The organism is Leifsonia sp. PARNA 1/14, assembly GCF_055720965.1.
This window is the reverse complement of the sequence record NZ_JBVQSP010000002.1, coordinates 752,375-775,729: the sequence shown is the minus strand read 5'-3', so window position 1 is coordinate 775,729 and position 23,355 is coordinate 752,375. Positions and strand designations below refer to the sequence as shown.

Genomic DNA, 23,355 nt, shown 5'->3' with positions numbered 1-23,355 from the left:
GGTGGTTCTCCTAGCGGACGGACTTGATCGGGAGGACCGCGAAGGCGCCGAGGAGGGCGATCACGATGCCGATCGGGAACAGCGCGGCATAGCCGCCGAGCGAGAGGATGACGATGCTCGCGATTCCGGGGGCGAGCGTCTGCGGCAGCGTGGCCGCGATGTTGAGGACGCCGAGGTCTTTCGCGAAGTCGTCCTTCGACGGAAGCACCTCGCTCATGAGCGCGGTGTCCACAGCCTGGAACGCGCCGAAGCCGAGACCCGCGACGAACGAGAACAACATCATGCCGACGAGCGACGGAAGGATCAGCGGGAAGAGCATGGACAGTGCCATGACCGACCCGGCGACGATGACGACCACCTTGCGTCGACCGAGCTTGTCGGAGAGCGGGCCGCCGATGAGGGTCGTGATGATCGTGCCCGCCATGCTGATGAGGCTCAGCACGGGAACGAAAGCACCGGCCTTCGCGCCGAGCCCGACGTAGTCGCGAAGGATGAAGAGCTGGTAGCCGGTGACCATGAAGTAGCCCGCGTAGAGCAGGAGACGGCCGGTGAAGCCCCAGAAGAAGTCCGGGTGCTTGACCGGGTTCACCCAGAAGGTGCGGAGGAACGCGCCGAGGCTGAACGGCGGCTTCGGCTCGCCCTTGTTGGAACGGTCGGGGTTGAAGACGACGAACAGCACGAGGACGATCAGCGCGAAACCGGCGAAGACGAAGTAGCCCGCAGACAGATTCGACAGGAACATCGCTCCGACGATGCTGCCACCGAGTGCGCCGACCATCAGACCGAGACCGGACAGCGACGAGAAGGTGCCTCGTGCGCCGCTCGGCACGCGGTCGGGCAGGATCGCCGAGAGCGGCCCCTGTGCGAAGTTGTAGCAGACCTGCACCATGACCCAGGCGATGCCGACCTGGAGGATGGTGTTGGACACGCCCATGAAGACCAGCGACAGGCCACCGAGGAGGCCACCTGCGACCATCCACGGCGCGCGCCGTCCGAAGCGGCTGCGCGTGCGGTCGGAGACCAGGCCCGCGATCGGCTGGGCCACCATCGCGGCGAAGGCACCGATCACCGAGATCAGACCGAAGGCTCCGATGCTCGCCTTCTCGCCGACGATGTTCGTGATCTGGGTCGGAAGCAGAAGCCCCGGAACGGCACCCCAGATGCCGAACACCGCGATGTTCGCCAGCATCATCCACAGCATCAGCTTGAGCAGCTTGCCGCGCACCTTGACCTTCTGCGGGGCCTGGGCCGACACCGCGGAGGTGGGAGCGGCCGAGAACGCCGAGTCGGCGGTGGTCAGGGTCGAGCCGAGCGCCACGCTGTCGGGCGCGCCGGACAGGTTCGGCGGGAGGGTGGGCTGCACCGGGCGGGGGCCTTCGGGGAAGTCATCAGACGGCGTTGTCACGGGGAATGTCCTTTCAGAGCAGGCGACGTTGCGTGCTAACACGCGTAACCATACGGGACGCGATTCACGAATACAAGCCGTCGCTCGGTTTTTGATAACGCGTGTAAGCAGATCCACTGCCGAGACCTAGACTGAACACACCATGTTCACGCCGCAGGTCGTCAAAGCCCCGACGAGCGCCGATGTCGCCCTCGCCGCCGGCGTCTCGCGCGCGACCGTCTCGTTCGTGCTCAACGACAAGCCGAACTCGCGGGTCTCCGACGACACCCGGCACCGTGTGCTGGAGGCCGCGCGCCTCCTCGGCTACACCCCCAACACCGCGGCGCGGTCGCTCGCGAGCGGGGAGGCTGTGGCCGGCCTGCTGCTCGCGGCCTCCACCTCCGACCACGGCGCGACGGTCGAGCGCACGTTCGACGCGCTGCTCGGCCGCACGGTCGACGACGGCACCGACGCGCTGCGCCATGCCGACACCGCGGCCACCGGCGCCGAGGCCGGCCAGCTCTGGGCGAAACTGCGGCCGGAGGCCGTGCTCGCAGAAGCCGAGCGGTGCGACGAGGCGGCGACCGAGGTACTGCGCCTCGCGGGCGTGCGCGCCCTCATCGTGCACGGCACCGAGGCGGTGGAGTACGCACCGTCGCTCGTCATCCCGCAGCGACCTTTCGGAAGCCTCGCGATCGAACACCTGGCCGCACTCGGGCACCGGCACGTCGTCTACCTGACGCCCGCCCAGCCCGGTCCGGCCGCTGCCGAGCGGCTCGCCGGCGCCCAGGAGGCCGCCGAGTGGCTGCGCGTACGTCTCGACGTCACGCACGCCGCCGCCTCCGCCCGCACCCTGCGCGACTGGGCGCACGGCCACCGCTACGACCCCGCCGCGCCGACCGCGGTGGCGGCAGCCGACGACGGGATCGCGATGGCGGCCATCCGCGCGCTCGCCGACGCCGGCCTCCGCGCGCCGAGCGACCTGTCGGTGGTGGGCGCCGACGACCATCCGGCCGGCGCCGACTTCGTCCCGCGCCTCAGCACCGTCACGTTCGACGCCGAGTCGCTCGCGACGGACCTCCTCGAGGCGTACACGCGGATGCGTGCCGGCGAGCGCGTCGAGCGGCTTCAGGCGCCGGCGGTGCGGCTGGTGGCGCGGGAGTCCTCCGCGGCCCCATCGTTCGCGGCCTAGCCCCTCCGCCATCCCGTCCTCCACGCCCCCCGGTCTCGGGATGCCCGGCGGCGAACGGGGGTAGACCGCCCGGTTAGGGTGGAAGGCGTGGGGATTCTCGCCTGGCTCACACTCGCACTCGGCCTGCTCGCCGCCTATCCGGCCTGGCGATTCGGCGTGCGCGCGTGGCGGTTCCGCGCGGGGCCGACGATCCGGGCGGCGTTGATCGGTCAGGTCGCCGGGCTGGCTTTCATCCTGCTCTGGTGCGTCTTCGCGCCGCGACCCGATCTGGGCGGTATCGGCTGGTTCGCGATCGCGCTCGCGTCGCTCGCCGTGCCGCTCGCCCTCGGCGACATGCTCCAGTCGCGCGACGGTCTGCGCACGGTCGCGCTGACGCTCGCGATCGTGACCGGCCTGGCCGGCGCGGCGGTGACCGCTCTGACGCTGCAGCCGACGCTCGCGACGGCGACCATCGCCGGCACGGCGGTGCCGCTGACACCGGACAACCTCGCGAACGGCGCGCAGCTGACCGTGCGCATCCCGCCGACCGCATCCGGGTTCTCCGCCCGCGACGCCCACCTGTTCGTGCCTTCCGGCTGGTTGCGCCACCCCGCGACAACGCGCCCGGTGGTCGAGATGATGATGGGCCAGCCGGGGAGGCCGACCCTTGGCGCCACGCTCGACGCCCTCCACAGCCTGGGCGCCGAACGGCTGGACGACGCCCCGTTCGTGCTCGTCGTCGATCAGCTCGGCGCGATCGACAAGAACCCGCCGTGCAGCGACACCGACGCGGGCGAGCTCGACACCTACCAGTCGAAGGATGTGCCCGACTGGATCCGCGCCAACCTGCCTGCCAGCGGCGACCGCCAGGACTGGGTGATCGCCGGCTATTCACACGGCGGCGAATGCGCGGCCTACCTGGGCGCGAAGCACCCCGGGACCTGGGGGAACGTCGTCGACATCTCCGGCCCCGACAAGCCCGGCGAGCACCGCCCGGTCTCCACGCGCGACACATACTACGGCGGCAGCCAGGCCGCGTTCGAGGCCACCTGGCCCGCGCATGTCCTGGCCACCACGAAGTACCCCGAACCGATGACCGGGATCTTCGTCGCCGGCGAGCTGGACTCGCACTTCCGGCCGCAGGTGGAGGCCACGGCCACGGCCGCGGAGAACGCGGGGTGGAAGGTCACCTACTGGGTGGTCCCCCACTCGACCCACACCGAGGCCCTCGAGCCCGGGCTCGCGACCGCTTACAACCAGCTCATCCCGCGCTGGCTCTCCACGGGTGCGATCCCGCCGACCGACCGGTTCCTCTGCACGCCCGACCAGGATGCGCGAGCCTGCGGGCTGACCCAGGTCGCGGCCGTCAGCGGCACAGTCACCATCGTCGACCTCAGCGCGCTCGCCGCCTTCCTGGGGACGCAGCTGTTGCTCTTCTTCACTCGCCGCCGCACCGTCGCCGCCACCGACGCCGAGTAAGCACGCTGACGCTGAAGACATTCGTCACGAATGTCGACATTCGTGGCACGAAAGACGACATTCGTGACGAAACTCAGGCGGTCACGGCCTCCCGTGCGGCCGTGAAGGCGTCGACGCACCGGTGGATCTCCTCGTCGGTGTGCGCCGCCGAGAGCTGCACGCGGATGCGCGCCTTGCCGCGCGGCACCACCGGGAACGAGAACGCGGTGACGTAGACGCCGTGCTTCTGCATCTCGTCGGCGATCCGCGCGGTGAGCGCGGCGTCGCCGAACATCACCGGCACGATGGGGTGCTCACCCGGCAGGAGGTCGAACCCGGCCTCCGTCATCAGCTCGCGGAACAGCACCGCGTTGCCCAGCAGTTGCGCACGCAGATCATCCGACTGCTCGAGCAGGTCGAGCGCGGCCAGCGTTCCCGCGACAATCGAAGGCGCGAGCGTGTTCGAGAACAGGTAGGGGCGCGCGCGCTGACGCAGAAGGTCGACGATCTCCTGCCGCGACGAGACGTAGCCTCCCGACGCCCCTCCGAGCGCCTTGCCGAAGGTGCCGGTGTAGATGTCGACGCGGTCGGCGACGCCGCAGAACTCCGGCGTCCCGCGGCCGTGCTCGCCGACGAAGCCGACGGCGTGCGAGTCGTCCACGAAGACCAGTGCGCCGAACTCGTCGGCCAGGTCGCAGATCTCGCGCAGCGGGGCGATGTAGCCGTCCATGGAGAACACGCCGTCGGTGACGATCACGGTGAAGCGGGCGCCGGCGTCGCGAGCGGCGGTCAGCTGCGCTCGGAGGTCATCCATGTCGCGGTTCCTGTATCGGTAGCGCTGCGCCTTCGACAGCCGGATGCCGTCGATGATCGACGCATGGTTGAGCTCGTCGGAGACGATCGCGTCCTCCGCCGAGAACAGGGTCTCGAAGACGCCGCCGTTCGCGTCGAAGCACGACGAGAACAGGATGGTCGCCTCCGTGCCGAGGAACGCGGACACGCGGCGCTCCAGCACGAGGTGCTGCTCCTGCGTGCCGCAGATGAACCGCACACTCGCCATCCCGTAGCCCCAGTCGTCGAGCGCGGCCTTCGCGGCATCGCGGAGGGTGGGATGGTCGGCCAGGCCGAGGTAGTTGTTGGCGCAGAAGTTGAGCACCTCGGCGCCGTCGGCGGTGATCAGAGCGGCCTGCGGGCCGTGGATGCTGCGCTCGCGCTTGGTGAGCCCGGCCTCCTCGATCTCCGTCAGCTGCGCCGCGAGGTGCTCGCGAAACGTCCCGTACATCAGAGCTCCGTCCAGTCGAGGATGACCTTGCCGCCACCGGCCGAGGCCGCAGCGGCGAACCCCTTCTCCCAGTCGCGGGCGGGGAAACGGTCGGACACGATCGAGGCGATGGAGTCGTGCAGCGGCTTGGAGGTCTGCAGCATGGCGCCCATCGCGTTCCAGGTCTCGAACATCTCGCGCCCGTAGATGCCCTTGAGCGTGAGCATGTGGGTGACGACGATGCCCCAGTCCACCGAGATCTTCTGGCTCGGGAGGCCGAGCATCGCGATACGGCCGCCGTGGTTCATGTTCTCGATCATCGATGGCAGCGCCGTCGGAGCGCCGCTCATCTCGAAGCCGACGTCGAAGCCCTCGCGCATGCCGAGCGCCCGCTGGGCCTCCCGGATGTCGTGCTTCGAGACATCGACGGTGAAGTCGGCGCCCATGCCCTTCGCCAGCTCGAGCCGCTGCGCGCTGACGTCGGTGCCGACGATGAAGCGGGCGCCCACGTGCCGGGCGACGGCGATCGCCATCAGCCCGATCGGCCCGCAGCCGGTGACGAGCACGTCCTCCCCCACCACGGGGAACGCCAGCGCGGTGTGGACGGCGTTGCCGAGCGGGTCGAAGAGCGCCCCGACCTCCGGCTCGACGCCGGTGTGGTGCACCCAGACGTTCGTCGCGGGCAGCACGAGGTATTCGGCGAAGGCGCCGTCGCGCTGCACGCCGACACCCTTCGTGCGGATGCACATCTGGCGGCGGCCGGCGCGGCAGTTGCGGCACGTGCCGCAGACGATGTGCCCCTCGCCCGAGACTTTGTCGCCGACCTCCACGTCGTGCACCAGATCGCCGACCTCCACGACCTCGCCGTAGAACTCGTGACCGGGCACCAGCGGTGCGGCGACAGCGGAGGCCGCCCAGTCGTCCCAGCGCAGGATGTGCAGATCGGTTCCGCAGATGCCGGTGCGGAGCACCCGGATCTTGACGTCCTCCGGGCCGATCTGCGGCTCCGGGACGTCGACCAGGGCCAGCCCGGGCCCGGCGTCGCTCTTGTACAGGGCTCTCATGTTCGCCATCCTCGTGGGGTCATGCGGTGTGCGTCGTCGCGTGGCCTCCCTCGCCTTGTGAGCCGGAGGCCGCGCACCAGCCTACCCGCCTGCGCGCTTTGCATCCGTGCCCGGGGACGGGTGACTGCCACCGCGGCCGGATGGTCAGTATGCTCTGCGCCATGACGGGAGAACTGGTCACCGGAGGCGCGCCTCCCGCCGACGGCGGACGACCGTGGACGGACGCCGACAGCGCAATCTGGCACACCGCCCGCCTCCTCGCGACGGTGGAGAGCGGAGCCGTTCCGGACGAGGGCATCCGCACGCTCTTCCCGCTGCACGACGGCGAGGTTGCGATCGCGCAGGGCACCTACACCGTGGACTCCATGCGTGCCATCAGCGACGGGAGCTATCAGCGGTCGGGCTCGTTCGCGTTCGGCACGGGCGCCCTCGGACTCGCGCTCACCGCTGGGACGCTCGCCGCCAACGCCTCCCAGAACAACGCGGCCCGTGCGCAAGCCTCGGCCGACGCGCAGGTGGTCTGGCGTCCCGACCACGCCGGCCTGCTCACGGTCACGAACCTCGGCTTCTGGATCGTCACCAGCACCGGCACCTTCTGGTGGGACTGGGCGTCCGTCGACCTGATGCAGGTGGTCGCGTTCAACACCGTCGTACTGCAGGGCCGCTCGGAGCACGGCCCGGTCACCTGGCGCATCTTCTCGTACTGGTCGGAGCTGGTGTTCGTGCTGTGGGCGCGGGCGCGGCACCCCGGCCACCCGCAGCTCGCCGACCGCGCGTGGCTGCCGGAGCGATGGGAGGCGTGGGCGGCCACTGTCGGTCATCCGCTGCCGATCGCTCCCGGCGCCTGACGGGGCTGTGCACGCGGCGATAGAGTGCGGTCATGAAGCGCGCACTGATCGTGATCGACGTGCAGAACGAGTACGTCACGGGCAATCTGAAGATCTGCCACCCCGACCTGATGACGTCGATCCCGAACATCGAGGTCGCGATGGATGCGGCAGCCGACCACGGCGTGAAGCTCGTGCTCGTGCAGCACATCGAGGACGAAGGCTCTCCGGTGTTCGCGCGCGGCTCGGAGGGCGCCGCCCTGCACTCGTCGGTCGCCGACCGCACGCCCGACCTGCTGCTGACCAAGCACGATGTCTCGTCGTTCGCGGGGACCGGGCTCGAGCAATGGCTGCGCTCGGAGGAGATCGACACGGTCACCATCGCCGGGTACATGACGCAGCACTGCTGCGCGGGCACCGCGCGCGACGCGGCGGCCCTCGGCTTCACGGTGGAGTTCCTCTCCGACGCGACGGGCACGCTCGACCTGGTCAACCCGGCGGGCTCGATCTCGGCGGACGCCCTCCACATCAGCGTGCTCGTCACGATGGACTCCGAGTTCGCCGCGGTCGCGACGACCGAGGAGTGGACGCTCGCAGTGGAGGCCGGCGACACTCTCCCGGTGTCGAACCTGTGGGACAGCACCGGCCACGCGCGCATCCCGGGCAAGCACGAGGAGCTGCACAAGCTGATGCGGGAGGTGCGCGCGGGCATCGACCGCGACATCGCGGCGGAAGAGGCGCACGAGTTCGCCAACACGCTGTATGTCGGCCAAGGAGCGTCGACGTCGTTGTGAGGCGTGCTCCTGAGCGCGCCCTCATGAACACCTCCTCACCTCCAGGCCCTCCCACCTGAAAGCCCGCTCCACGGCGTCCCCCGCCCGGTGAACGCCGCGTGAAGGCTGGGCGAGGAGTGGGTCGCGCGCATGGTGGCGCGTGCGTGCGGCGGCCAGGATCGACGAGGTTGAACGCCCCCATTCGGGGGCGGCCTCTCGAAAGGATGCTGATGGCCCCCATGAGACGAACCGCCGGATCGCGGTTCCTCGGCGCGAGCGCCGCCATCGTCGGCGGCGCACTGCTCGTCGGCGTGACCGCCGCGCCCTCCCTCGCCGATGACGGCCGCGACGGACAGGGCGGCGACCGAGACGGTCGCACCACGGTGAAGCACGTTCTGCTGCTGTCGGTGGACGGCCTCCACCAGAAGGACCTCGACTGGTACGTGCGCACCCACCCGAGCTCGGCGATGGCCTCCCTCGCCGCGCACGGCACGGACTACACGCGGGCCTCGACCCCGGTGCCGTCCGACTCGTTCCCCGGGATGGTCGCTCAAGTCACCGGCGGCAACCCCGGCACGACGGGCGTCTACTACGACGACACGTACAACCACGCACTGCTCCCGGCCGGGACCACGAACTGCACGGGCGCAAAGCCCGGTGCGGAGGTCGCCTTCACCGAGGCTGCAGACAAGGACCAGTCCAGCATCGACGCCGGTCAAGGCCTGTCGGGCCTCCCCGGCAGCATCCTCTCGATGACCGGGACGCCGGCCACACTGCTCGACCCGGCTCAGCTGCCGGTCGACCCCGCCACCTGCAAGCCGGTCTACCCGCACCAGTACATCAAGGTGAACACGGTGTTCGAGGTCGCCAAGCAGGCCGGCCTCCGCACCGCGTGGAGCGACAAGCACCCGGCCTATGAGATCCTCAACGGCCCGTCGGGCACCGGAGTGGACGATCTGTTCACCCCGGAGATCAATAGCGACGCCACCGGCTTCGGCGGCGACTGGACCCAGGACAACCTGGCCACGCAGCAGTACGACGGCTACAAGGTGCAGGCCGTGCTCAACGAGATCGACGGCAAGGACCACTCGGGCACGAAGGCCGAGCCGGTCCCGGCCATCTTCGGCATGAACTTCCAGACGGTGTCGACCGCGCAGAAGCTCCCGACCTCCGACGGGCTCGCGGGAGGCTACCTCGCCGACGGATCGACGCCCGGACCGCTGCTGAGCAAGGCGCTCGACTACGTGGACGCGTCGCTGGGCGCCTTCACCTCGGAGCTGAAGAAGACCGGCCACGCGGGTGACACCACGGTCATCCTGTCGGCCAAGCACGGCCAGTCCCCGATGGACCCGGCCGCGCTCAAGCGCGTCGACGACGGCACGATCATCGCCGGCCTCGACGCCGCGTGGACCGCCGCCCACCCGGGAGCGGGCGACCTCGTGGCGTTCTCGACCGACGACGACATCATGCAGCTGTGGCTGAACGAGCACACCCAGGCCGCCGCCGACTTCGCCAAGCAGTACCTGGCGACGCACACCGCGACGGGCAACACCGCCTCCAAGGCGCCGATCACGGTGCAGGCGTCGGGCCTGACGACGATCTACGCGGGTGCGGGAGTCGCGAAGTACTTCGGCACCGCCGCGACCGACCCGCGCATCCCGGACGTCCTGGGCATCGCGCAGACCGGCGTGGTCTACACGGGCGGCACCTCCAAGATCGCGGAGCACGGCGGCGCGAGCGCCGACGACCGCAATGTGCCGATCCTCGTCTCGGAGCCGGGTGCGAAGCACGCTCAGCGGATCGCCGCCCCGGTCGAGACGACCCAGATCGCGCCGACCATCCTCGGCCAGCTCGGCCTCGACCCGCGCGCCCTCCAGGCCGTGAAGATCGAGGGGACGAAAGCCCTCCCGGCCTCGCAGCGGTAACCCCGAAGACTGAGGGGCACGTCGTTGTCACTTTCCGGACGGAGAAGTGACAACGACGTGCCCCTCGGCGTTCTCACCGGGTGCCAGCGGCAGGGTGCTACCGCTCCAGCGGCCTCCACACCACGACCTGGTTGCTGCGGCGCACGCGGGTGCCCGCGCGCATCGAGACGACCTCGCCCTCCGAGCCGGCCGCGAAGACACGGCGGCCGGGGCGGTTGAGCAGTTCGTCGGCGAGCGCCGACTCGAGCTCGCGCACGCGGTCGCTCAGGGCGTTCACGTGGTCCTCGAGCTCCAGGATGCGGCGGATGCCCTCGAGGCTCACGCCCTCGGAGCCGAGGCGCGCGATCTCCTGCAGCTTCTCGACGTCGCGCATCGAGTAGCGGCGCGACTTGCCGGCCGTCCGGCCCGGGCTCACGAGCCCGAGCCGGTCGTACTGGCGCAGCGTCTGCGGGTGCATCCCGGCAAGCTCGGCGGCGATCGAGATGACGAAGACCTGGGTGTTCTCGTCCATGGCTAGCTCCTGGCCTTGGCGAGAATGTCCTCCCTGGGCTTCTCGTCGGGGAGCTTCTCGGCGAACGCCTCCAGGGCCTCCTTGGCCTCGGCGGACAGGTGCGACGGCACCGCGATCTGCACCACGGCCAGCAGGTCGCCGGCGCCCTTCGCGGTCTGGACGCCGCGGCCCTTCACGCGCAGCACACGGCCGCCCGGAGTGCCGGGCGCCACGCGCAGCTTGACGGGGTCGCCGCCCAGCGTCGGCACCTCGATGGTCGCGCCCAGCGCGGCCTCGGCGAACGTGACCGGCACGGTCACCCGCAGGTTGAGGCCGTCGCGCTCGAACACCGGGTGCTTGCGCACGGTCACGGTGAGGACGATGTCGCCGGCCTCACCGCCGTCCGGGCTGGGCTGGCCCTTGCCGCGCAGCTTGATCTTCTGGCCGTCGGCGACCCCGGCGGGGATCTTCACCTTGAACGGCTTGCCGTCGGCTGCCTGGAGGCTGATGGTCTCGCCCTTGGTGGCGGTGACGAAGTCGATGGTGGTGTGCGCGGTCACGTCGTTGCCGCGGGTGGGGCCGCCGTAGCCGCGGAAGCCGCCGCTGGCCGAGCCGAACCGCCCGTTGCCGAACAGGCCGCCGAAGACGTCGTCGAAGCCGCCCTGGCCGCCGCCCTGCTGGAATGTGTACCGCTGCCCGCCGGCGCCCTGCGTGCCGAACATCCCGCCGAACACGTCGTCGAAGCCGCCCTGGCCTCCCGAGCCCGGCGCGGTGAATCGCGCGCCCGAGCCCATGGCGCGGATCTGGTCGTACTCCTTGCGCTGCTCGGGATCGCTCAGCACCGAGTTGGCCTCGCTGATCTCCTTGAACTTGGCCTCGGCGGCCGCGTCGCCCGGGTTGGAGTCCGGGTGGTACTTGCGGGCGAGCTTGCGATAGGTCTTCTTGAGCTCGGCCTCGCTGACGTCCTTGGAGACGCCTAGGACCTTGTAGAAGTCCTTGTCGAACCAGTCCTGGCTTGCCACGGCGCCTCCTCTCCTGTCGGTGTCATGTGTTTCGAAGTCTGCATGTTCTGTCGAGCGAGGAGCGGCGGGACACGCGTCCCGCCGCTCCTGGCGCTCATCGTCCGGCCCGTCAGGCCGGGGTGGAGACGACCACCTTCGCGACCCGCACCACGGTGGAGCCCAGCCGATAGCCGGTCTCCACCACCTCGGCGACGGTGTCGGCCGTCACGTCGGGGGAGGGCTGCTGGAAGATCGCCTCGTGGATCTGCGGGTCGAAGGGCTCGCCCTTCTCGCCGTACGGGGTGAGACCGAGCCGCTCGACCGCCGTGCGCAGCTTGCCCGCGATGGTCGCGAACGCGCTGCCCTCCGTCAGGTCGCCGTGCTTGTCCGCACGCTCCAGGTCGTCGAGCACCGGGATGAGGCCCTTGACGGCCTCGCCGACGGCGCGTTCGCGCTCGACCTCCCGGTTCGCCTCGGTGCGCTTGCGGTAGTTCGCGTACTCCGCGGTCACCCGCTGGAGGTCGGCGAGCCGCTCCGCCGCGAGCTGGTCGGCCGTGGTCTGGCCCGACAGGACGTCGAGGTCGTCGTCCGAGAGGACGCTCCGATCGTCATCGTCGGCCGGACCCACGTCGACCAGCTCTTCGTGCGCGAGGTCGTGCTCTTCGCCCTGCGGCTCGCGAACCTTGCCGGTCTCGGGGTCGATCCTCCGCTTGTCACGGATGATCGGCTCCTCGCGCTCCGGCTCCTCCGAGCCGTGCCCGTCGCGGTTCTGGTCGCCCATGGTTACTTCTTCTCCTCGTCATCGACGACCTCGGCGTCGATGACGTCCTCATCGTCGGAGGAGGAGCCCTCACCCTGAGCGCCCGCGTCGCCCGCGTCGCCCGCGTCGCCGGCCGGCGCCTCGGACGCCTGCGCAGCCGAGTAGATCGCCTGACCCAGCTTCTGCTGGCTCTCGTTGAGCTTGTCGTACGCGGTCTTCACGGCCTCGTCGTCGTCGCCGGCGAGTGCGGCCTTGAGACCGTCGACGTCGCCCTGGACCTCGTTCTTGACGTCCTCCGGGAGCTTGTCCTCGTTGTCCTTGATCAGCTTCTCGATCGAGTAGACGAGCTGCTCGGCCTGGTTGCGGGTCTCGGCGGACTCGCGGCGCTTCTTGTCCTCCGCCGCGTGCTCCTCGGCCTCGCGCACCATGCGCTCGATGTCGTCCTTCGGCAGGCTGGAGCCGCCGGTGATCGTCATCGACTGCTCCTTGCCGGTGCCCTTGTCCTTGGCGGACACGTGCACGATGCCGTTGGCGTCGATGTCGAAGGTGACCTCGATCTGCGGGATGCCGCGGGGCGCCGGGGCGATGCCGGTCAGCTCGAAAGTGCCGAGCGGCTTATTGTCGCGGGTGAACTCGCGCTCGCCCTGGAAGACCTGGATCGCGACGGACGGCTGGTTGTCGTCGGCCGTGGTGAAGGTCTCGCTGCGCTTGGTGGGGATGGCCGTGTTGCGCTCGATGAGCTTGGTCATGATGCCGCCCTTGGTCTCGATGCCGAGGGACAGCGGGGTGACGTCGATCAGGAGGACGTCCTTGCGCTCGCCCTTGAGGACACCGGCCTGCAGGGCGGCGCCGACGGCGACGACCTCGTCCGGGTTCACGCCCTTGTTGGGCTCCTTGCCGCCGGTCTCCTGCTTCACGAGCTCGCTCACTGCGGGCATGCGGGTGGAGCCGCCGACGAGCACGACGTGCGCGATGTCGCCGACCTTGATGCCGGCCTCACGGATGACGTCCTGGAACGGCTTCTTGGTGCGGTCGAGGAGGTCGCTGGTCATCTGCTCGAACTGGGCACGGGTGAGCGTCTCGTCGAGGTTGGCCGGGCCGTTCTCGGTGAGCGACAGGTAGGGCAGCTGGATGCTGGTGCTCATCGAGGAGCTGAGCTCCTTCTTGGCCTGCTCCGCGGCCTCCTTGAGGCGTTGCAGCGCGATCTTGTCCTTCGAGACGTCGACACCGGTCGAGTCCTTGAAGCGCTTGATCAGCCAGTCGACGACGCGCTGGTCCCAGTCGTCGCCGCCGAGGCGGTTGTCGCCGGCCGTCGCGCGCACCTGGATGGTGGAGAAGTCGTCGTCCTTGCCCACCTCGAGGAGGGAGACGTCGAACGTACCGCCACCGAGGTCGAAGACGAGGATGAGCTCGTCCTCCTTGCCCTTGTCGAGGCCGTACGCGAGCGCGGCAGCGGTCGGCTCGTTGATGATGCGGAGCACGTTGAGGCCCGCGATCTCACCGGCCTCCTTGGTGGCCTGGCGCTCGGCGTCGTTGAAGTACGCCGGAACGGTGATGACCGCGTCGGTGACGGTGTCGCCGAGGTACTGCTCGGCGTCGCGCTTCAGCTTCTGGAGGATTCGGGCCGAGATCTCCTGGGCGGTGTACTTCTTGCCGTCGATCTCGGTGGTCCAGTCGGTGCCCATGTGGCGCTTGACGGACGAGATGGTGCGGTCGACGTTGGTGACCGCCTGGCGCTTCGCGGTCTCGCCGACGAGCACCTCGCCGTCCTTGGTGAAGGCGACGACGGACGGGGTGGTGCGGAAGCCCTCCGCGTTGGCGATGACCGTGGGCTCGCCGCCCTCGAGCACCGAGACGACGGAGTTCGTGGTTCCGAGGTCGATTCCTACTGCACGTGACATATGTGCTTTCTCTCCTTTGTTGCTGGCTTCGTGTGCCGTGTAAGTCTGGGGTCAAGAGTTGAGCCTCGACGGCTCAAGCCTGTCATCCTGGCGGGGATGCTGTCAAGCCGTAAATCCCAAAACTTGAGTACATCTGGCTCAACTTTGGGAGTGACGAGAATATTCCCTGGTCAGGGCTGAAGTCCCGCCACGTCCCACCCTCCGTCCGGGCGGCGCTCGAAACGCAACCGCCGATGCAGCCTGTCGGCACTGCCCTGCCAGAACTCGATGGACGACGGCACCAGCCGATAGCCGAGCCAGTCGGCTGTGCGCTCGATCGGATGGCCCGCCGCGAGCAGCGCCTCCGCGCGCTCGCGCAGCTCCGAGAGGCCGGCGAGCGGCTCGTCCTGCCGCGAGACGACCGTCGCAGCGCGGGCGGCGGGCGGCCGGTCGGCGAAGAGGGCATCGGAGGCGGAAGCGCTCAGGACCTCCACCGGGCCGTCGAGGCGCAGCTGCAGAGCGAGCTCGCGCCAGTAGAGTGTCAGGCTGGCGCGAGGGTTGGCGGCAAGGTCCCGGCCCTTTCTGCTGGTCGACGACGTGCCGAACACGGCGCCGTCGGCCGTGAGCTCCGCGAGGCGCAGCGTGCGCGACGACGGCACGCCGTCCGGCGTCGCCGTGGCCAGCGTCGCGGCAAGCGCCTCCGGAACGCCGCGGCGCTGGGCCAGCGCCAGCCAGTCCGCCACGAGTTCTCCGGGGTCGGCCGGCGCATCGGCCGCGGCGGGCAGAACGAGGCCGGCGTCGCCGGCGAGGAAGTCGGACATGCCCCGACCGTACCCGGATCCGTTCAGCCGAGCACCGGGGCGTCGCTGTCCGAGGGCGCAGGGTCGGGCAGGCGGCGCATCCGGAGGGCGTTGCCCGCGCCCAGGAGGCCGGCGACCAGCGGCACCAGCAGGGCGACCTGCAGGGCGATCGGCCGCGCCTCCGTGTTGATGCGGACGACCTCCGCACGGACCGCGGGAGTCTCGGTGGCGAGCTGCTTCTCGAGCTGGGTGTTCGACATCACCTGCGCGTCCTCCTCGAGCGCCGTGGCGACCTGCTGCTTGTCGTCGGCCGGGAGCACGGTGCTGGCGTTCGCCATCGACGTGAACGTGAAGGCCAGCGTCGCGAGCATGATCGCGCCGGCGAAGGCCAGTCCGAAGGACAGCCCGAACGACCCGGCCGCGGAATTGACACCGGCGGCCTCGCTGACGCGCTCGTCGCTGATCGGCGACAGCGTGTAGTTGTTGAGCTGCGAGACGAGGAGGCCGAGGCCGGCGCCCGAGATGATCAGCGGCACGGTGAGGAACCAGCCGTTCGTCGCGATGGGCACGATCGGCAGCAGGATGACGATGCCGGCCACGGAGAGCACGAACCCGAGCAGGATCAGGTTGGCCGGCCTCCCCTTGGCCGCGCGGCCGGCCAGGAGGGCGACGACGAACATGCTCAGCGACAGCGGTGCGATCGACAGGCCGGCCTGCAGCGCGTTGTACTCCAGGACCATCTGCAGGTAGATCGGCAGGGCGATCATCGTTCCGCCGAGGGAGACCTGCTGCAGCAGCTGCCCGCTCACGCCGCTGCGGAAGAGCTTCGACGAGAACAGCGCGGGGTCGAGCAGCGTCGCCTTGCCGCGCCGGCTGCGGGAGCGCAGCCAGAACACCAGCCCGGCGAGCGCGGCCACGCCGATCACGATGAGCAGGAGGACGTACTCGCCACCCTCCTGCCAGACCAGGATGCCGGTGACGATGCCGCCCATCCCAACGACCGACAGCAGCGCGCCGACCAGGTCGATCGACCGGGAGCCGGTGTACGGGACGTCTTTGACCAGGCCGATGCCGGCCAGCACGACGGCGATGATGACGGCCTCCAGCAGGAACCCGACGCGCCACGACAAGAAGGTGGTGATGAACCCGCCGAGCAGCGGACCGACCGCGGCGGCGATGGCGGCGGACGCGCCCACGAGAGCGTAGACGCGCTTCTGGTGGGCGCCCTCGAAGTTGCCGTGGATGAGCGACTGCATCGCCGGCAGCAGCAGCGAGGCGCCGATGCCGCCGATGAGCGCCCAGAAGACGATGATCGCCGAGAGGTTCTGCGCCAGCGTCATGGCGATGGCGCCGACGGCGTAGCCGAGCAGGCCGAGAATGTAAGCGAGCTTGCGGCCGATCAGGTCGCCGGTCTTGCCGCCGATGAGGATGAACGCCGCCGAGACCAGAGCCTCCAACGCGATCGCGCCCTGCACGCCGCTGACGGTGGTGTGGAGGTCGTGGACGACAGCGGAGATCGACACGTTCATGAGGGAGGTGTCGACCACGAGCACGAACATCGCCATCGCGAGGAGGATCGCAAGGCGGAAGTTGAAGGGCACGACAGCGCCGCTCCCGCCACCTCCGCTTCCCGCGGATCCCTGGGCACTCATGCGCACACGGTGACACACCGTCCGGGGTTTGGCGACAGTGGATTCACACCGTCCGCACAACCCGTCTGGATAGCGTCGAAGACATGGATCCGGACCCCGCCCCGCTGCTCTCGACCCGGGCGATCGAAGCGCTGCAGAGCATCGATCCCGCCACGCTGAGCGAGGTGCAGGCGTTCCGGGAGGACTTCGCGCGGTTCATCATGCCGTACAAGTTCGGCATCGACGAGATCTCGACCAAGGTGTCCATCCTCCGCGAGGAGTTCGCCGAACTGCACGAGTACAACCCGATCGAGCACATCTCCAGCCGCCTCAAGTCGGCCGAGAGCATCGAGCAGAAGGTGATCCGCAAGAACTGCGAGCCCTCGTTCGACGCGATCCGCGAAGCCATCACCGACATCGCCGGTGTGCGCATCGTGTGCTCGTTCGTCTCGGACGTGTACCGCGTGTTCGAGCTGCTGACCGCGCAGGAGGACGTGCGGGTCCTTCGCGTGAAGGACTACATCGCGCACCCCAAGCCGAACGGCTACAAGAGCCTCCACGTCATCATCGAGGTGCCTGTGTTCCTCAGCGGCGGCCCGGTCGCCGTGCCGGTCGAGATCCAGCTGCGCACGGTAGCGATGGACTTCTGGGCGAGCCTCGAGCACAAGATCTACTACAAGTACGACGGCGAGGTCCCGGAGACGCTGCTGCGCGACCTCACCGCCGCCGCGGGCACGGCCGGGCAACTCGACATCACCATGGAGGACATCCACCGCCAGGTGCGCGGCGACGGCGGCGGCGTGAGTTACGCGTTGCCGGTGTCGGTGTAGGGCTTCGAAGGGGGACCCTCGGTCGCAGGCTCCCTCGGCGCTGGGGTCGCGGCATCGCTCCGCGCTGCCCTGAGCTCCACCGCGCGCGCGTGCATGCGAGGATGTCGGGGTGACCGACAGCGACGAGCCCGTGAACGACCCGATGGCGGCGGAGGCGGCAGACGCGGACACCACACGGGCGGACGACGCCGCGGCGTTCCACGGGCGCCGATCGCGCGCGCTCGTCATCATCCTGGTCATCGCCCTCATCGTGCTGCTCGCCGACCAGCTCACCAAGCTCTGGGCGACCTCCACACTCAAGGAGGGCGAGTACCACTCGCTGATCGGCACGCTGCTCGGGCTTCAGCTCACGTACAACTCGGGCGCCGCGTTCTCGTTCCTGGTGAACGAGACCTGGGTGTTCACGATCGTCGCCGCGCTCGCCGTGATCGCGCTGCTCTGGTTCTCGCGGCTGGTCGGCTCGCGTTCGTGGGCGGTCGCGTTCGGGCTGCTGCTCGGAGGCGCGGTCACGCACCTGGGCGACCGGCTGTTCCGTGCGCCCTCGTTCGGCCAGGGGCATGTCGTCGACTTCATCGCCTACGCGAACTGGTTCATCGGGAACGTCGCGGACGTCGCCATCTTCTTCGGCGCCCTCCTCGCGCTCGTGCTCGCGGTGGCCGGGGTGCCGCTGCGCGGCGGCCCCCGGCATCACCGCGACTCGGCGCCCACCACCTCTTAGAACACCGGGCGCAAATCTCGGGTACCACTCGCCGCGTACGATCGGGCCATGGCATTCACCGGTTTCGACGAGGACGCCATCGCGTTCTACCGCGAGCTGACCCTGAACAACGAGCGCGCGTTCTGGCTGGCCAACCGCGACCGGTACGAGTCGCGGGTCGCCGGGCCGATGCACGAGCTGGCCGCCGCGCTCGAGCCCCGGTTCGGGCCGGCCCGGCTGTTCCGGCCGTACCGCGATGTGCGGTTCTCACCCGACAAGTCGCCGTACAAGACGCACGCGGCGCTCACCTTCGAGCGCGGGGGCTACGTGCAGGTCTCCGCCGAAGGCGTGGCCGGCGGCGCGGGCGCGTACCACCTCGACAAAGAGCAGCTCGACCGCTACCGGCGCGCGGTCGACGCACCCCGCACGGGCGCCGAGCTGGAGGCCGCTCTCTCAGCACTGCGGGCCAAGGACGTCGGCATCGAGATCCCGGAGGCGCTCAAGACCTCCCCGCGCGGCTTCGACTCCGCGCATCCCCGCGCCGAACTGCTGCGCTACAAGGGGATCATCACCTGGGCCGACTGGGGCGTTCCCGACTGGTTCGCCAGCCCGGAGGCCGCCGAGCGGATCGCGGCGTTCCTCGACGACAGCGCACCCCTGACCGTCTGGCTGCGCGCCAACGTGACCGGCTCGCCGGACTGACCCCGCGCGCGTTCACCGCCTGTTCCCCGCCACGCCCTACGCTGTCCCCATGACCAGCGACAGGCCGGCGAGCGCCGGATCGGGCGGCGACGGCGACGCCCTCGTGGCGGCAGCGCCGCTCTTCGGAGACAGCTCGACGGAACGGCGCATCCCGCGCAGTTGGGTCGCCTCGTGGGCTCTGTGGGATGCGGGCGGCGCCGCCTTCAACGCGGTCATCACGACCTTCGTCTTCACCGTCTACCTGACGAGCGAGTACTTCATCTCGCCCGCGCTCCTCTCCGCCCAGGATGCGGAGAAGGACGCCTCCGGGCCGGCGCATCACGCCGTCACCGTCGCGATCGCCGACCTCTCGAGCGGACTCGCCTGGGGCATCGGCATCGCCGGCATCGTCGTCGCGATCCTCGCGCCGGTGCTCGGCCGCCGCACCGACGGGTCGGGGCGCCGCAAGCTGTGGCTCGGGATCAACACAGGCGTGGTCGTGGTCGTCACGGCGCTGATGTTCTTCGTCGTCGGCGAGCCCGCGTTCTTCCTGTTCGGGGTCGTGCTCGTCGGCGTCGGCACCGTCTTCTACGAGATCGCGACCGTCAACTACAACGCCATGCTCGTGCAGGTCTCGACCCCGAAGACGGTCGGCCGCGTCAGCGGACTCGGCTGGGCCAGCGGTTACTTCGGCGGCATCCTGCTGCTGGTCATCGTGCTCGTGCTGCTCGCGTCGCCCAACGGCGACGGCACCGGGGGCATCCTCCGCGTCACCACCGACCAGGGCCTCAATTACCGGCTGGTCGCGATCGTCGCGGCGATCTGGACGCTCGCGCTGTCGATCCCGGTGCTGCTGCGCGTGCCGGAGGCACCGGCGAACCAGCGCCTCCCGCGCGTCGGCTTCTTCGCCTCCTACCGGCTGCTGTTCCGCGATATCGCGGTGCTGTGGAGGGAGAGCCGCAACACGGTGATGTTCCTCATCTCGTCGGCGCTGTTCCGCGACGGGCTGGTGGGCGTCTTCACCTTCGGCGGCATCCTCGCAAAGGGCACATTCGGCTTCACTCAGTCGGGCGTGATCGTGTTCGCCATCGCCGCGAACGTGGTCGCCGGCGTCAGCACGATCCTGTCGGGACGGTTCGACGACCGCTTCGGCGCCAAGCCGGTGATCGTGACCGCGCTCGTCGGGCTGGTCATCGCCGGGCTCGCGGTGTTCTTCCTGCATGACTCCGGCGCGATCATCTTCTGGGTGTTCGGCCTCATCCTCTGCCTGTTCGTCGGCCCGGCCCAGTCGGCGAGCCGCACGTTCCTCGCCCGGATCACCCCCTCCGGACGCGAGGGCGAGGTGTTCGGCCTCTACGCGACCTGCGGCCGGGCGGTCTCGTTCGTCGCCCCGCTGCTGTTCGCGATGTTCGTCGCGATCGGAGGCGCGCAGTACTGGGGCATCCTCGGGATCGTGCTGGTGCTGCTGGTCGGGCTGCTGCTCCTGCTGCCGGTGCGGTCGCCGCGGTAGATTCCGGAGGATATCCGCCGCGCTGCGGTGCCGAAAGCAGTCGACGGAGGTGTTGCGAGCCTGACCGGCCCGGGATGTCCTCCGTCAGCGACAGCGGTCAGCGCGGCCAGGCCCGCACGAACCGGTCGAAGAGTTCGGCGAAGGTGCGCGCTTCGTCCGGCGTGAAGGAGGCCAGTGCCGCCTCCACGGCCGACCGGCGGTGGCTCTGCACGTCGCCCAGCTGGGAGCGGCCGGCCGCCGTGAGCTGCAGGAGCGCCCGCCGAGCATCGGAGGGGTCGGGGACCCGACGCACCAGTCCGCGCTCGACGCCCTCCTGCACCAGCCGGCTCGCGCGCGGCTGATCGACGCCGATCGCGGTCGCGAGAGAACTGACGGAGAGCTGGCGATCCTCCGCCTCGGCGGCGGCCAGCGCCTCCAGCATGCGGAAGCGCGCGATGCGGCCGAGGGACCCGTCACGGCCCCGCCGGCCGGGACCCGGCCGGGCGGAGTCTCCGAACGGCCCGGGGAAGCCGCCCCACGGGCCACGTTGCCCCCAGCCGTGCGCAGTGTCGTGGCCGTGCGCACTGTCGTGGCCGTGCGCACTGTCGTGGCCGTTGTCGCCGTGCGCATGGTCGCCGTGGTTGTGCTCGCTCGGGCCGTGATCGCCGTGGTGGCCGGGATATCCGCTCTGCCCCCACGGGCCCTGCCCTCCCCACGGTCCCTGAGGTCTACGACGCGACTGGTCGCGGCGCACCGCCACCAGCGACCGCTCGATCAGCGACACGATGTCCGCTTGCGGCGAACCGCTCTGCTCTTGACGATCCTCACCCATGCATGTAACTATACATTTACTTGTAACAGTACATAGAAAAAGAAGGGGGTCTTTCGATGACGAACATCGACGACTCGAACACCACGCCGCCGGGCTACTGGTTCGGCGAGCTCAATGCGCGCCTCCGCGACCGGATGCGCGACGAACTCCACGACCTCGACCTCGGCCGCCGCGGGTGGCGCATCCTGCACACGCTTGCTGACGGTCCCGCCACCGCGGACGACCTGGCCGCCGCCCTTCCCCGCCACGGCGGCCGCGGGGGCCGGCCCGATCACCGTGAGCGCCACGGTGGGCACGACAGGCACGGCTTCGAAGATCGGAGCCGGCACGAAGAACACGACACCGACCACGGCACGGACGCGTCTTCAGCAGGCCGTCGCGAATGGCGCGGACGTCCGGACTGGATGCGCCGCGAATGGGAGCGCCGGCAGGAGATGTACCGTTCGTGGATGGAGCACGACCGGGAGCACCCGCACTCGGACCCGCGCGACCACCACGAGCACGAACACGAACACGGCGCCGAGCACCAGAACCACCCTGAGCACCACGAGCACGAGTACGACCACGAGCACCACGAGCATGAGCACCACTCGGGCGGGCATGGTTCGCAGCAGGCGTTCGAGCGCGGGTTCGAGCGCGGATTCGTCCGCGGCTTCGAGCGCGGAACTCCGTTCGGCCCGGGCAGATTCGCACCCGGCCGGTTCGGGCACGGCCCCTACGGCCAGGCCCACGGATACGCTCCCGGCTTCGGCCGGCCGCCGTTCGCGGGCCGCGGCGCCTGCCGCGACCACGTCCGCGGAGGCGTCGATCGCGTCCTCGCCGACTTCGTCGAGCGCGGGTGGGTCTGGTTCGACGGCGATGCAGCCACGCTGACCGACGAGGGACGCTCCGCTCACGACGCCGCGTTCGAGCGCATCCGTGCCCTCCGCGCCTCCGTCTCCGACGGCATCGACCCCGCCGACCTGGCCACCACGCTGGCGACGCTGCAGGCGATGGCCCGCAATCTCGGCTGGACTCCAGAGTCCCAGCAGCAGGCGGAGCAGCAGGCGGAGGAGCAGGAGCAGGCGACAGACACTCCCGAGGGCGACAGCCGCAGCGACGACCCGGCCACCGACTGATCGGACGCGGGACGGCACCGCACCGGTGCCGCCCCGCCCCTCAGACCGCCGAGCCTAGGATGGACGCATGACGCCACCGCGCGAAGAGGTCGTGCTGCTCGCCGACGACGGCACCACTCCCATCGGAACCGCGGACAAGGCGACCGTGCACACGACGCACACGCCCCTCCACCTTGCGTTCTCCTGTCACGTGTTCGACGGCGAGGGCCGCATCCTCGTGACCCGGCGCGCGCTCGGCAAGGCGACCTGGCCCGGCGTCTGGACGAACTCGTTCTGCGGGCATCCCGCCCCGGGCGAGACGATGGAGGATGCGATCGCCCGCCGCGCCTTCGACGAGCTCGGTACGACGGTCGAGAACCTCGTCGCGGTGCTCCCGGAGTTCCGGTATCGCGCCACCGACGCGGCCGGCATCGTCGAGTACGAGGTCTGCCCCGTCTACACGGCGACGATCGCGAGCGACCTCCACCCGGTCGCGGCGGAGGTAGCCGAGTTCGAGTGGGTCGATCCGCGCGTCCTGCTGGCTGCGGTCGACCTGACTCCCTGGGCGTTCAGCCCGTGGCTGACGCTGCAGTTGCCCGCGCTCTATGCGGACGACGCACCCGAAGCTTCAGGTCAGCTGTGAGTCGCTCTCATTATTTTCCACCTGTGTAATTGACTGTGGATAACTGCCTCCGCGTATGCCGAGAACCGAATCCATTCGGGCGCGAAACAGCTAACCCGGGAAGCAGTTGCACGTCCGCACCGGGTCAGCCCGCGCGCGTGGCTGACATGTGCTGCTCGAGCCACCATGTGCGGCCCTCGTCGTTCGAGACCCAGCCGTCCCACTCGAACGCGTCGTCGGTGATGTTCGAGAAGTTCCAGCGGATCGGCCGGCCGTCGGTCTGCGTGCCGTCCTGGCGGATCCCGTCGCGCCGGTGGGGCGTGGCGACCAAGGTGCAGAAGTCGCCGGCCGCCGCGCCGAACCAGCTCACCCTCCACGCACCGAGCGTCGAGTCGTAGACGCGGATCGTGGAACCGCGGCCGTCGATGAGGCCCGGGTCGTCCTCGTCGCGCACGATGAGCACGTCCTGCACCGCGCGACCGCCCAGCGTGTAGGCGAACACCCACTCCGCGACGGAGTCGCGCCACTCGCCCGTCGTCTCGTCGAGGAAGCGCACGTCGGCGCGCCAGCTGCCGACCAGCTGCCCGAAGAGCTGCATCCGCTGAGGACGCTCGGGCGTCGGTCCGGAGGCGATCAGGGCTCGCGCGAAAAGGGAATCGGTCGACTCGCTCATGGGCAGCCC

22 protein-coding genes are annotated in these 23,355 nt (G+C 69.8%); 11 read left to right on the top strand and 11 right to left on the bottom strand.

Going from position 1 to position 23,355, the window contains the following annotated elements; genetic code table 11:
• Positions 1–10 precede the first annotated feature (10 nt).
• A complete protein-coding gene (locus AC0HS0_RS08835) occupies positions 11–1,405 on the bottom strand; it encodes an MFS transporter (protein ID WP_472963264.1) in 1,395 nt (464 codons plus the stop codon).
• A 142-nt stretch (positions 1,406–1,547) separates the two neighbouring features.
• Between AC0HS0_RS08835 and AC0HS0_RS08830 the strand changes: the two genes are divergently transcribed.
• Both AC0HS0_RS08830 and AC0HS0_RS08825 read left to right on the top strand, forming a co-directional pair.
• A complete protein-coding gene (locus AC0HS0_RS08830) occupies positions 1,548–2,576 on the top strand; it encodes a LacI family DNA-binding transcriptional regulator (protein ID WP_472963263.1) in 1,029 nt (342 codons plus the stop codon).
• An 87-nt stretch (positions 2,577–2,663) separates the two neighbouring features.
• Entirely contained in the window at positions 2,664–4,034 is a 1,371-nt protein-coding gene (locus AC0HS0_RS08825) for an alpha/beta hydrolase-fold protein (RefSeq protein ID WP_472963261.1), read from the top strand.
• Positions 4,035–4,107: 73 nt separating this feature from the next.
• On the opposite strand, the gene AC0HS0_RS08820 is transcribed toward AC0HS0_RS08825, so the two are convergent.
• Positions 4,108–5,295 (bottom strand): glycine C-acetyltransferase, encoded by a 1,188-nt coding sequence (locus tag AC0HS0_RS08820; protein ID WP_472963260.1) that lies wholly within the window; start codon positions 5,293–5,295, stop codon positions 4,108–4,110.
• Positions 5,295–6,338, bottom strand: a complete 1,044-nt coding sequence (gene tdh, locus AC0HS0_RS08815; RefSeq protein ID WP_472963259.1) for an L-threonine 3-dehydrogenase — start codon at positions 6,336–6,338, stop codon at positions 5,295–5,297. The genes AC0HS0_RS08820 and tdh overlap by 1 nt, the downstream gene beginning before the upstream one ends.
• 161 nt (positions 6,339–6,499) lie before the next feature.
• Here tdh and AC0HS0_RS08810 point away from each other — a divergent pair, with 161 nt between their 5' ends.
• The 3 genes from AC0HS0_RS08810 (at position 6,500) to AC0HS0_RS08800 (ending at position 9,863) form a co-directional block, all read left to right on the top strand.
• Complete coding sequence (locus AC0HS0_RS08810) at positions 6,500–7,186, top strand: hypothetical protein (protein WP_472963257.1); 687 nt, start codon at positions 6,500–6,502, stop codon at positions 7,184–7,186.
• A 32-nt stretch (positions 7,187–7,218) separates the two neighbouring features.
• Positions 7,219–7,959 (top strand): cysteine hydrolase family protein, encoded by a 741-nt coding sequence (locus AC0HS0_RS08805; protein WP_472963255.1) that lies wholly within the window; start codon positions 7,219–7,221, stop codon positions 7,957–7,959.
• 218 nt (positions 7,960–8,177) lie between these two features.
• On the top strand, positions 8,178–9,863 hold the full coding sequence (locus AC0HS0_RS08800) for an alkaline phosphatase family protein (protein WP_472963253.1): 1,686 nt from the start codon (positions 8,178–8,180) through the stop codon (positions 9,861–9,863).
• Positions 9,864–9,960: 97 nt separating this feature from the next.
• Here AC0HS0_RS08800 and AC0HS0_RS08795 read toward each other — a convergent pair whose 3' ends face one another.
• From AC0HS0_RS08795 to AC0HS0_RS08770, 6 genes are all read right to left on the bottom strand, one after another.
• On the bottom strand, positions 9,961–10,374 hold the full coding sequence (locus AC0HS0_RS08795) for a heat shock protein transcriptional repressor HspR (protein WP_472963252.1): 414 nt from the start codon (positions 10,372–10,374) through the stop codon (positions 9,961–9,963).
• 2 nt (positions 10,375–10,376) lie between these two features.
• Complete coding sequence (locus AC0HS0_RS08790; protein ID WP_472963250.1) at positions 10,377–11,375, bottom strand: DnaJ C-terminal domain-containing protein; 999 nt, start codon at positions 11,373–11,375, stop codon at positions 10,377–10,379.
• Positions 11,376–11,484: 109 nt separating this feature from the next.
• Complete coding sequence (locus AC0HS0_RS08785; RefSeq protein ID WP_472963247.1) at positions 11,485–12,135, bottom strand: nucleotide exchange factor GrpE; 651 nt, start codon at positions 12,133–12,135, stop codon at positions 11,485–11,487.
• A gap of 2 nt (positions 12,136–12,137) precedes the next feature.
• Positions 12,138–14,015, bottom strand: coding sequence for a molecular chaperone DnaK (gene dnaK, locus AC0HS0_RS08780; RefSeq protein ID WP_472963245.1), 1,878 nt, complete (start codon positions 14,013–14,015; stop codon positions 12,138–12,140).
• A 170-nt stretch (positions 14,016–14,185) separates the two neighbouring features.
• On the bottom strand, positions 14,186–14,815 hold the full coding sequence (locus tag AC0HS0_RS08775) for a pyridoxal 5'-phosphate synthase (protein WP_472963243.1): 630 nt from the start codon (positions 14,813–14,815) through the stop codon (positions 14,186–14,188).
• A 23-nt stretch (positions 14,816–14,838) separates the two neighbouring features.
• On the bottom strand, positions 14,839–16,446 hold the full coding sequence (locus AC0HS0_RS08770) for an MFS transporter (RefSeq protein WP_472963241.1): 1,608 nt from the start codon (positions 16,444–16,446) through the stop codon (positions 14,839–14,841).
• An 83-nt stretch (positions 16,447–16,529) separates the two neighbouring features.
• Here AC0HS0_RS08770 and AC0HS0_RS08765 point away from each other — a divergent pair, with 83 nt between their 5' ends.
• From AC0HS0_RS08765 to AC0HS0_RS08750, 4 genes are all read left to right on the top strand, one after another.
• Positions 16,530–17,255 (top strand): GTP pyrophosphokinase, encoded by a 726-nt coding sequence (locus AC0HS0_RS08765; protein ID WP_472963238.1) that lies wholly within the window; start codon positions 16,530–16,532, stop codon positions 17,253–17,255.
• A 109-nt stretch (positions 17,256–17,364) separates the two neighbouring features.
• Complete coding sequence (locus AC0HS0_RS08760; protein ID WP_472963236.1) at positions 17,365–17,973, top strand: signal peptidase II; 609 nt, start codon at positions 17,365–17,367, stop codon at positions 17,971–17,973.
• 48 nt (positions 17,974–18,021) lie between these two features.
• On the top strand, positions 18,022–18,654 hold the full coding sequence (locus tag AC0HS0_RS08755) for a DUF2461 domain-containing protein (protein ID WP_472963234.1): 633 nt from the start codon (positions 18,022–18,024) through the stop codon (positions 18,652–18,654).
• Positions 18,655–18,703: 49 nt separating this feature from the next.
• The gene (locus AC0HS0_RS08750) at positions 18,704–20,143 is read left to right on the top strand and encodes an MFS transporter (RefSeq protein ID WP_472963232.1); all 1,440 of its coding nucleotides are present in this window, start codon (positions 18,704–18,706) and stop codon (positions 20,141–20,143) included.
• Between the two features lie 97 nt (positions 20,144–20,240).
• On the opposite strand, the gene AC0HS0_RS08745 is transcribed toward AC0HS0_RS08750, so the two are convergent.
• Entirely contained in the window at positions 20,241–20,954 is a 714-nt protein-coding gene (locus AC0HS0_RS08745; RefSeq protein ID WP_472963230.1) for a MarR family winged helix-turn-helix transcriptional regulator, read from the bottom strand.
• A 56-nt stretch (positions 20,955–21,010) separates the two neighbouring features.
• Here AC0HS0_RS08745 and AC0HS0_RS08740 point away from each other — a divergent pair, with 56 nt between their 5' ends.
• The gene (locus AC0HS0_RS08740; protein WP_472963228.1) at positions 21,011–22,072 is read left to right on the top strand and encodes a hypothetical protein; all 1,062 of its coding nucleotides are present in this window, start codon (positions 21,011–21,013) and stop codon (positions 22,070–22,072) included.
• A 67-nt stretch (positions 22,073–22,139) separates the two neighbouring features.
• The gene (idi, locus tag AC0HS0_RS08735; protein WP_472963226.1) at positions 22,140–22,694 is read left to right on the top strand and encodes an isopentenyl-diphosphate Delta-isomerase; all 555 of its coding nucleotides are present in this window, start codon (positions 22,140–22,142) and stop codon (positions 22,692–22,694) included.
• A gap of 124 nt (positions 22,695–22,818) precedes the next feature.
• Here the strand turns inward: idi and AC0HS0_RS08730 are convergent, their stop codons facing one another.
• Positions 22,819–23,346, bottom strand: a complete 528-nt coding sequence (locus AC0HS0_RS08730; protein WP_472963224.1) for a hypothetical protein — start codon at positions 23,344–23,346, stop codon at positions 22,819–22,821.
• Positions 23,347–23,355: the final 9 nt, after the last annotated feature.